The organism is Allosphingosinicella sp. (genome assembly GCF_036403745.1).
Classification (GTDB): Bacteria; Pseudomonadota; Alphaproteobacteria; order Sphingomonadales; family Sphingomonadaceae; genus Allosphingosinicella.
Genome location: NZ_DASWQI010000057.1, coordinates 25402 through 35482 on the forward strand (window position 1 = coordinate 25402; position 10081 = coordinate 35482).

The following is a 10081-nucleotide window of genomic DNA, read 5'->3' on the forward strand; positions in this document are numbered from 1 at the left end:
ATTGGAGCCTCAACTCTGCCTTCGCATAGAGAACCTTAAGCCGAGATTGCCGAATCGCAAGAGGGCATGCGTTGGGAGCCGGCCGCACGCAAAACGCTGCGGCCGTCTACCAGGCCCGTCTGAGCGGCTGCCCCTGTCTCAGCAGACCTCGGCCGGGGCGAGGCGCGGCGTCAGCAGGTGCATGATCGCAAGCGCGATGAGGTATACCGATCCGGCGACGTAGAAGATGAGGCTGTAGGTCCCGAGCCGCTCCAGCACCTGGCCGATGTAGAGCGAGAAGATCATGCCGCCGATCGCGCCGGCGGTGCCGCCGATGCCGATTACCGACCCGACCGCCTTGCGCGGAAACATGTCTGACGGGAGGGTATAGATGTTCGCCGACCAGGCCTGGTGCGCGGCCGTGGCGAGGCTGATGATCGCCACCGCGCCCCACAGGCTGTCGACATATTGCGCAAAGACGATCGGCGTCACGGCGATGGCGCAGAGCAGCATCGTCGTCTTGCGGGCGCGGTTGATCGACCAGCCGCGGTGGATGAGCCGCGAGGACATCCAGCCGCCGAAGATCGAGCCCAGGTCCGAGACGATGTAGATGACGACGAGCGGCGGCCCGAAGGTCTTCAAGTCGAGCCCGTGGCGCTTCACCAGGAAGTCCGGCAGCCAGAAGAGGAACATCCACCACACGGGATCGGTGAGGAACTTGCCGACGGCGAACGCCCAGGTCTCGCGTCGGCCGAGCAGGCGCAGCCAGGGCACGCGGGCGACCGGGTCGGCAGGGTCGCTCTCGATATAGGCGAGCTCGGCCTCGGACACCTGCTTCGACTGGCGGGGGCGGCGGTAGAGGCCCACCCAGGCGACCAGCCAGACGAGGCTGACGGCGCCGGTGACGACGAAGGCGCCGCGCCAGCCATAAGCGAGGGTGAGGGCTGGGACGATCAGCGGCGTGATGATCGCGCCGACATTGCTGCCGGCGTTGAAGATGCCGGTGGCGAGGGCCCGCTCCTTCTTGGGGAACCACTCGGTCACCGCCTTGAGTCCCGACGGGAAGTTGCCGCTCTCGCCGATGCCGAGCATGAACCGCACCGCCGCGAAGCCGAACACCGAATGCGCCAGGGCATGGAGCATGTGCGCGCCGGTCCAGATGAGGAAGGCTGCCGCATAGCCGAGCCGCGCGCCGATCCGGTCGACGATGTTGCCGAAGAAGATGTAGCCGACGGCGTAGGCGAGTTGGAACCAGAAGACGATGTCGGCATAGGTCGTCTCGTTCCAGCGAAACTCGGTTTGCAGGGTCGGCTTCAGGAGGCCGATCATCTGGCGGTCGACATAGTTGATCGCCGTCGCCGCGAAGAGCAGGCCGACGATCACCCAGCGCACCCGCCCCACCGGACGCACCGCGTCGGCGGGCGCGGCTCCCCTGTCGGTCACGTCGGTCGCCATCCGTCATCCTCTCCGGCTCCGCCTCTGGAGCCTTGCCGCCGGTCCCGCGCCTTTACGCTGGTTCCGGCCGTGCCTCGATCACAGTGCAGGCGAGTGAGAAGCCGTCGCCGAAGCGGGCCTCCACCCTCTCGCCCGGCGCGGCCCTGTGCACCCCGCTCACCGCGCCCGATGAAATCCACTGCCCCGGCGCCAGCGCGATGCCGCGCCGCGCCATCAGCTCGAACAGGAAACGGGCCGCACCGATCGCCCCGTCCGGAAAGCCGGATGCCCTGCCGGTGCCGACGGGCGCGCCATCGATCAGCGTGGTGACCGGCCATTGCTCGAAGCCGCTCGACCGCCAGTCGGCGACGGCCGGTCCCACGACCAAGCCGTTATTGTTGCCGAAGTCGGAGATTACCGCCACCGGGCCGAGATCGTTGATGGCGCCGAGCGGCGAGCTGGCGATCTCGATGCCGACATGGACGGCGTCGATCAGGTCCGCGGCTTCGTCGAGGGTAAAGCGGTTCTGCCCCACCGGCGGGGCCCGCCCGATGCGGAGCAGGAACTCGGCCTCACCCGCGGCGAAGCCTTCGGCGAACACCGGCATGTCCGGAATGCACCCGTCGGACCGGCCCGGCGTGAGGGCGAAGATCGGCCCGGCGAGCCGGTCGGCGCCGTAGCGGGCGTCGAGCGGCGAGTTGATGCGTCCCACCTTCCACCCGAGAACCGGCTTACGCCACGCTGCGATCGCCGCATCCTGCACGGCGTAGGCGGCGTCGAGCGTCTCGGGGAAATCGCCGGGATAAGCGGCGAGGCCGCCGGCGCTGCGCCGCGCGGCAAGGAACCGGCCCGCGATCGTCGCGGAATCGTCGGTCGGCAGATCCACGTCCAGCAGCCCCTCACTCTTTTCTGTCTGGGGAAGGCTAGAGGAAACCGGTGTCATAGGCAATGGGGTGGTGGCGGAATTGGCGCACTCCCCGCTGGTTCAGGCGCTTGGGCGGAGCGCCGCCGCGCGCGCCGCAAGGGCGCGGATGGCGTCCGGTGAGGCGACCTCAGGGACCAGCCAGCTGCCGCCGACGCAGGCGACGGACGGGAGGGCGAGCCAGTCCGGCGCCGTCTCCAGCGTGACGCCGCCGGTGGGGCAGAAACGAACGCCGCCGAACACCGCGCTATGCCCCTTCAGCGCGGCGATGCCTCCGGCCGCCACGGCGGGGAAGAATTTGAGCCGCGTGAAGCCGAGGTCGAGCGCGCGCATGATTTCGCCGGCCGTCGCGATTCCCGGGAGCAGCGGGATCGGCGAGTCGGCCGCGGCCTCGCCCAGCCGCCTGGTGAGGCCGGGGCTGACGGCGAACTCGGCGCCCGCGTCCACCGCCTGCCCGAGCTGCTCCGGGTTGAGCACCGTGCCGGCGCCAACGATGGCGCCCTCCACCGTCTTCATCGCGCGAATCGCATCGAGCGCCGCCCGGGTGCGCAGCGTCACCTCCAGCACCGGCAACCCGCCCTCGACCAGCGCCCGCGCGATCGGCAACGCATCCTCCACCCGCTCGATCACCAGCACCGGGATGACCGGCGCCGCATTCATGATCGTGTCGAGGTCACGCATCGCCCAATCCTTCAATCAGCACCGCCCGCGGCCCCGCCGCGCGCATCCGCGCCGCCGCGCTGGAGACCGCATCAGCGAAGCGCGGATCTTCCGCCAGCGCGGCGGGAAAGACCTGCCGGAGCGCGAGCAGCCCCGCAACCGCATCCTCGCCGCGGCCGACCCGGGCGAGCGTCTCGCCGAGTGGATCGACGATCTCGGCCCCGCTTCGCGCCTGCCGCTCCACGAAGAGGGCCCAGGCCGCGACCGGGACCGCCAGCCGCGCCACCGGCCGTCCCGCCGCCAGCGCCACCGTGATGGTGTCCAGAAGCCGGTAGGGAAGCTTCTGCGAGCCGTCCCAGGCGATCTGCGACAGCTTGTGGCCGATGGCGGGGTTGCGGAACCGGGCGAGGATTTCCGTCGCATAGGTTTCGAGATCGAGCGGCGACGGCGCCAGGCTCAGCACGATATCGCAGCGGATCAGCCGTTCGGCGAACCCGGCGAGCGCCGCGTCCGCCATCGCATCGGAGACGGTCTCGTGGCCGAGCAGCAGGCCGAGATAGGCGAGGGTGGAATGGGCGCCGTTCAAGATGCGCAGCTTGGCTTTCTCCCACGCCGCGATGTCCTTCGCCATCACCACGCCGGCGCCGGCAAGGTTTGGTGCGCCGGCCGGCAGCACGTCCTCGATCACCCAGGCGGCATAGGCCTCCCGGCTCACCGGGATCCCGTCGTCATAGCCCTCTGCCTGCACCAGGGCCCGCAGCCTGTCGTCGGTGGCCGGCGTGATCGAATCGACCATCGCATTCGGGAACACGGCCTCGCCGGCGATCCAGTCGGCCAGCCCGGGATCGAACCGGCGCGCATAGTCCGCCACCGCCGCGCCCAGCTTGTCGCCGTTCGATGCCATATTGTCGCAGCACAGCGGCGTGAAGGGCGCCAAACCCGCGTCGCGCCGGTCGCGGAGGCCGAGCGCCAGCCAGCCGACGACGCTCGCCGGCCGCTCCGGATGCGCGAGGTCGCTCAGGATATCCGGGTGATCGAAATCCAGGCTCCCGCCGCCGGCCAGGCAATAGCCTTTCTCGGTGACGGTGCTGGAGACGATCCGCACCGCCGGGTCGCGAAGCAAGGCGCGCACGCTTTCGGCCTCGCCCGGTCCGAAGAAACGGGTGTGCGCAGCGAGGGTGCGAAAGCTCGGCGCCTCGTCGAGGATGGCGAGCGTGTATCGCCCCTGCTGCCGCTTCAGCGCCTCGACAGTGCCCGGCGAGCGCAGCGACACGGCGGCGATGCCCCAGCGCGGGTCGTGCTGCAGCAGGCGGTCGACGTAATCCGCCTGGTGCGCGCGGTGGAACGCGCCCGGGCCGAAATGGACGATGCCGGTGCCGGGCCTCACAAGGTGACGCCGCGTTTCCAGATCGCGATCTCACGCTCGCCGTTGCGCTCGGCGGCGCTTTCCTCGCCCGAGGCGATCGCCGCGATCCGCGCCGCCAGGGCTTCCGCGGCGGCGTCCAGCCCCTCGCTCAGCACCGCGCCGGCGTCGAAGTCGATCCAGCCGCGCTTGCGCATCGCAAGATCGCTGTTCGACGCGATCTTCACCGTCGGCACGGGAAACCCGAGCGGCGTGCCCCGGCCGGTGGTGAAGAGGATGATCGTCGCCCCCGCCGCAGCCAGCGCGGTCGACGAGACGGCGTCGTTGCCCGGCGCCTCGAGCAGGCTCAGCCCCCGCCGCCGCATCCGCCCGCCGTAGCGCAGCACGTCCTCGAGCGGCGCCCGGCCCGATTTCTGCACCGCGCCCAGCGACTTTTCCTCGAGCGTCGTGATGCCGCCGGCGATATTGCCCGGCGACGGATTCTCCGACACCGGCTCTCCATGCGCGAGGAAGTAGCGCTTGAAGTCGTTGACCACGCTGGCGAGCGCGTCGAATACGTCTGCGCTCCGCGCCCGCGCCATCAGGAGCCGCTCGGCGGCGAAAATCTCGGGGATCTCGCTGAGGATCGCGCTGCCGCCAGCGGCGGCGGCGCGGTCGGCCATCCGCCCGACCAGCGGGTTGGCGGTGAGCCCGGAAAAGCCGTCCGAGCCGCCGCATTTGAGGCCGATGACGAGCTCCCCGAAGCCGACGCGTTCCCGCTTCGCCGGCGCGGCCTGCGCGACCAGCGTGTCGACCAGCGCCAGCCCGGCCTCCATCTCATCCTCGACCCCCTGCGCCCGCAGCGTCCGCACCCGCTCGCGCAGCGGCTCGGGTATCTCCTCGACCAGAGGGTCGATCTGGTTCGATTCGCAGCCGAGGCCGACGAGCAGCACGCCGCCGGCATTGGGGTGGCAGGCAAGCGCCGCGAGGATAGCCCGGGTGCCGCCGAGATCGTCTCCGAGCTGGGAGCAGCCGAACGGGTGCGCAAAGGCGTGGATGCCGTCGACCTGCCCCGCGTGCCGCGCCTGCGCCGCCGCGGCGATCTTCTGCGCCGTCCGCCCGACGCAGCCGACGGTCGGCAGGATCCATATCTCGTTCCGCGTCCCGACCCGCCCGTCGGCGCGGCGGTAGCCGAGGAAACCAAGCGAGTCCGGCGCCTCCACCGGACCGTCGCCGGCAGGCGCGTAGGCATAGCCTTCGACGCCGCTCAGCAAGGTGGAGAGGTTGTGGCTGTGGACATGTTCGCCCTCTGCCACCGGGGCGGTGAGGACGCCGATCGGCCAGCCGAATTTATGGACCCTCTCCCCCGCGGCCATGGCGTGGAGCGCGAGCTTGTGGCCGTGCGGCACCTCTTCCGCTACCGTGAGCAAGTGCCCGTCGATCTCCACGACCTCCCCCGCGGCAAGCGGCCGCAGCGCCACCGCGACGTCGTCGCGCGGGTCGAGGCGGAGCACGGCCTTCGCGGCCGCGGCGGGTTCAAGGAAATCGGCTTCGCGCATTCCGTCTTGTCTGTGTCGGTAACCGGTGTCAGATAAACATGGGGACCAAGTCCGGCAAGGGCGGCCCGAGGGGAGAGGGGCTTGAGCAGCATTTCGGACAGCGATCCGCCGGCGGCGGGCCGGCGCACCGGCAAGCCGACGATCAACGACGTCGCGCGCCTGTCGGGCGTCTCGAAGAAGACCGTGAGCCGGGTCATCAACCGCTCCCCGCTCCTCAATGACGAGACTCGCGAGCGCGTCCAGAAAGTGATCCGCGAACTCGGCTATGTGCCCAATCCGCAGGCGCGGGCGCTGGCACTGCGCACCAACTTCCTGATCGGCCTCATCCACGACAACCCGAACGCGCAGATGGTGCTGAACGTCCAGCAGGGCATCCTCGAGGCGCTTCAGGGCACCGACTTCGCCATGGTGGTGCGGCCGGTCGACCGCGGCGCCGCCAGCCTGATGGACGACGTGCGCACCTTCCTCGAGCGGCAGCGGCCCTACGGCGTCGTCATCCTGCCGCCTTTGTCGGAGAACGATGCGATCGCGCGGCTCTGCAACGAGGTGGGCTGCCGCTACGTGCGCATGGGCTCCGCCGTGCTCGATGACCCGGATCACATGGTCGCCTCGAACGACCGCGAGGCCGTCGCCGAGGCCGTGCAGTACCTCTATATCCACGGCCACAAGATGATCGGCCTGATCGCCGGCCCGCACGGCTTCCGCTCCGCCGCCGAGCGCCGCCGCGGCTTCGAGGACGCGCTGCGCACCGCCTCGATCAAGCTGCCCAGGAGCCTCATCGCCGAGGGCAATTACACGTTCGAATCGGGCATCGCCGCCGCCGAGAAGCTGCTCGACCTGTCGCCGCGCCCAACGGCGATCTTCGCCAGCAACGACGAGATGGCCGCCGGCATCGTCCACGCCGCGCGCGAGCGGGGCATCGCCATCCCCGACGATCTGTCCGTGATTGGCTTCGACGACACGCCGATCGCCGGTCACATCTGGCCGCCGCTCACCACGGTGCGCTGGCCGATCGTCTCGATGGCCCGCGCCGCCGCGCTCAAGCTCCTGGCCGGCGAAACCGGGGGCGGCGACGTCCCCGAGCCCTCGCTCTTCCTCTCCCGCCTGGTCAAGCGCGCCTCCGTCGCCTTCGCGCCGAAGGGCTGATGCGAGTGCCGGCGCGACGGCTTGCTTTCGCGTATGACACCGGTTACCGGCTTGACCGCCACGGTGGCGGAGACCACCGCGCGATTAGGCGTTGAGGAGAGCGGATGCCACGGCCCCTGAAGCTCGATCCGGACCGGCTGTTCCCCGCCGATGCCGCGACGCGGGCGGTGGCGCGGGCGCTCTACGCCGACGTCGCGAGCCTTCCGATCGTCAGCCCCCACGGCCATACCGACCCCGCCTGGTTCGCCGTCAACGAGGCCTGGTCGAACCCCACCGAGCTGCTGCTCGCGCCGGACCATTATCTGTTCCGCATGCTCTACAGCCAGGGCGTGTCGCTGGAGGCGCTCGGCGTCCCCAGCCGCGCCGGCCCGTCGCCGGCCGATCCCCGCGCCGCCTGGCGGCTGTTCGCAAGCCACTATTACCTCTTCCGCGGCACCCCCTCGCGCCTCTGGCTGGACCATGTCTTCGCCGATGTGTTCGGGTTCGACGTGGCGCTCGATGCGGAGACGGCGGACCTTTACTACGACCGCATCGCCGAGGCGTTGGCGACCCCCGCCTTCCGCCCTCGGGCGCTGTTCGACCGGTTCGGGATCGAGCTGCTCGCCACCACCGAGGGCGCGCACGAGGACCTCGCCCACCATGCCCGCATCCGCGCGTCGGGGTGGAAGGGGCGGGTCGTCACCACCTACCGCCCCGACGCCGTCGTCGATCCCGAGCATGAGCAATTCGCCGAGGCGCTGGCCCGGTTCGGCACCCTCACCGGCGAGGATGTCGGCAGCTGGAAGGGCTATCTCGCCGCGCACCGCAAGCGCCGCGCCGACTTCCGCGCCGCCGGCGCCACCGCCACCGATCACGGCCACCCCACCGCCCGCACCGCCGACCTCGCGGCCGCCGAGGCCGAGGCGCTGTTCCGCCGCATCGTCAGCGGCAATTGGACGGGCGACGACGCCGAGCTGTTCCGCGCCCAGATGCTGACCGAGTTGGCGGCGATGAGCGTCGAGGACGGGATGGTGATGCAGATCCACCCGGGCGCCTTCCGCAACCACAATCTCTGGCTGCACCGCACCTACGGCCGCGACAAGGGCGCCGACATCCCGACCCGCACCGACTATGTCGGAGCGCTGAAGCCGCTGCTCGACCGCTTCGGCAACGAGCCGCGGCTGGCGATCATCCTCTTCACCCTCGACGAGACCGCCTATGCGCGCGAGCTTGCCCCGCTCGCCGGCCATTATCCATGCCTGAAGCTGGGGCCCGCCTGGTGGTTCCACGACAGCCCCGAAGGCATGCGCCGCTTCCGCGAAATGACGACGGAGAGTGCCGGCTTCTACAACACGGTCGGCTTCAACGACGACACCCGCGCCTTCCTTTCCATCCCCGCCCGCCACGACGTCGCCCGCCGCGTCGACTGCGCGTTCCTTGCCCGTCTGGTCGCCGAAGGGCGCCTCCAGGATTGGGAAGCGGCGGAGCTCGCCCACGAACTCACCTACGGCCTCGTCAAGCGTGCCTACCGCCTCGACGATGCTCAAACCCTCGCAGCCTGACGGAGCCGCCATGTTCGAACGCACTTATTACGCCACCCATCCCGACATGATGGAGTGCGTCTCCAACGACGAATTGCGCGACCGCTACCTGCTCCAGGACCTGTTCCGCGAGGGCGAGTGCGTGTTGAACTACACCCACGCCGACCGCTTCGTGATCGGCGGCGTCGTCGTCGGCAGCGGCGCGGTCCGGCTCCCCGACCAGACGGAACCGCCCTCGGCGGCGGGCCATCCGTTCCTGGAGCGGCGCGAGCTGGCGATCGTCAATGTCGGCGAGGCGGCGGGGACCGTCACGGTGGACGGCGAGGCGTTCCACCTCGGCAACAAGGATTGCCTGTTCGTGACAATGGGCGCGAAGGAGGTGGTCTTCTCCGACGCAGGCGCCCGCTTCTACCTCGCCTCCTGCCCCGCGCATAAGGCGTTCCAGACCCGCAAGCTGGAGATCGCCCAGGCCAACGCGCTGGAGCGCGGCAGCCTCGAGGAATCGAACGAGCGCACCATCTACCAGCTCGTCATCCCCGGCGTGTGCGATTCGGCGCAGCTCGTCATGGGCCTCACCGTCTTGAAGCCGGGCAGCGTCTGGAACACGATGCCGCCGCACATCCACGAGCGCCGCAGCGAAATCTATTTCTACTTCGAGCTGGACGGCGACAGCGACCGCGTCTTCCACTTCATGGGCGAGGGCGAGCAGCTGCGCCACATCGTCATCGCGAACGAGGAAGCGGTGATCAGCCCGGTCTGGTCGGTGCATATGGGCGCGGGCACCAAGGCCTATGCCTTCATCTGGGCGATGGCCGGCGAGAACCAGGATTATACCGACATGAACGTCCTCGACATCTGCCAGCTGCAGTGAGCCCGCTCTTCGATCTCAGCGGCCGCGTCGCCATCGTCACCGGGGCCAATACCGGCATCGGCCAGGGCATCGCCGTTGCGCTGGCCGAGGCGGGGGCGGACGTGGCGCTGGTCGGCCGCTCGCCCGCCGACGAGACGGCGGAGCGGGTCGCCGCCGCCGGCCGCCGCGCGATCCAGGTCCGCGCCGACCTTTCCACGATCGCGCCGGTGGCGGAGGTGGTCGAGGCTACGATCGCAGAGCTTGGCGGGCTCGACATCCTCGTCAACAATGCCGGGATCATCCGCCGCGCCGACGCGGTCGATTTCACCGAGGCGGATTGGGACGCGGTTCTCGACACGAACCTCAAGTCCGTGTTCTTCCTGTGCCAGGCCGCCGGGCGGCACATGATCGGGCAGGGGAGGGGCAAAATCGTCAACATCGCCTCGATGCTGAGCTTCCAGGGCGGCATCCGCGTGCCGAGCTACACGGCCTCCAAGTCCGGCGTCGCCGGCCTGACCAAGCTGCTCGCCAACGAATGGGCGGCGAAGGGCGTCAACGTCAACGCGATCGCGCCGGGCTATATCGCCACCAACAACACGGCGGCGCTCCAGGCCGACGAAACGCGCAACCGCTCGATCCTCGAGCGTATCCCGGCCGGCCGCTGGGGCG

General features: G+C 69.9%; 9 protein-coding genes. 4 read left to right on the forward strand and 5 right to left on the reverse strand.

The genetic code is table 11. The annotated features are described in order from the left end of the window. Positions 1-138 precede the first annotated feature (138 nt). The 5 genes from VGC56_RS11025 to VGC56_RS11045 form a co-directional block, all read right to left on the reverse strand. A complete protein-coding gene (locus tag VGC56_RS11025; protein WP_464124955.1) occupies positions 139-1434 on the reverse strand; it encodes an MFS transporter in 1296 nt (431 codons plus the stop codon). Between the two features lie 52 nt (positions 1435-1486). Then, positions 1487-2299 carry a 2-keto-4-pentenoate hydratase gene (locus VGC56_RS11030; protein ID WP_464124956.1) on the reverse strand — a complete coding sequence of 271 codons (813 nt, stop codon included), beginning with the start codon at positions 2297-2299 and terminating at the stop codon, positions 1487-1489. A 99-nt stretch (positions 2300-2398) separates the two neighbouring features. Beyond that, positions 2399-3016, reverse strand: coding sequence for a bifunctional 4-hydroxy-2-oxoglutarate aldolase/2-dehydro-3-deoxy-phosphogluconate aldolase (gene eda, locus VGC56_RS11035; protein ID WP_464124957.1), 618 nt, complete (start codon positions 3014-3016; stop codon positions 2399-2401). Then, positions 3009-4382, reverse strand: coding sequence for a mannitol dehydrogenase family protein (locus VGC56_RS11040; RefSeq protein WP_464124958.1), 1374 nt, complete (start codon positions 4380-4382; stop codon positions 3009-3011). The genes eda and VGC56_RS11040 overlap by 8 nt, the downstream gene beginning before the upstream one ends. Further along, a complete protein-coding gene (locus VGC56_RS11045) occupies positions 4379-5896 on the reverse strand; it encodes a UxaA family hydrolase (RefSeq protein ID WP_464124959.1) in 1518 nt (505 codons plus the stop codon). The genes VGC56_RS11040 and VGC56_RS11045 overlap by 4 nt, the downstream gene beginning before the upstream one ends. Positions 5897-5977: 81 nt before the next feature. On the opposite strand from VGC56_RS11045, the gene VGC56_RS11050 reads away from it, so the two are divergent. The 4 genes from VGC56_RS11050 to kduD form a co-directional block, all read left to right on the forward strand. Then, a complete protein-coding gene (locus VGC56_RS11050; protein ID WP_464124960.1) occupies positions 5978-7042 on the forward strand; it encodes a LacI family DNA-binding transcriptional regulator in 1065 nt (354 codons plus the stop codon). Positions 7043-7146: 104 nt separating this feature from the next. Further along, on the forward strand, positions 7147-8583 hold the full coding sequence (gene uxaC, locus VGC56_RS11055; protein WP_464124961.1) for a glucuronate isomerase: 1437 nt from the start codon (positions 7147-7149) through the stop codon (positions 8581-8583). Positions 8584-8593: 10 nt separating this feature from the next. Continuing rightward, positions 8594-9433, forward strand: a complete 840-nt coding sequence (gene kduI, locus VGC56_RS11060) for a 5-dehydro-4-deoxy-D-glucuronate isomerase (protein WP_464124962.1) — start codon at positions 8594-8596, stop codon at positions 9431-9433. Further along, the coding region (gene kduD / locus VGC56_RS11065) for a 2-dehydro-3-deoxy-D-gluconate 5-dehydrogenase KduD (RefSeq protein ID WP_464124963.1) at positions 9430-10081 on the forward strand (652 nt) is incomplete at its 3' end. The genes kduI and kduD, both read left to right, overlap by 4 nt.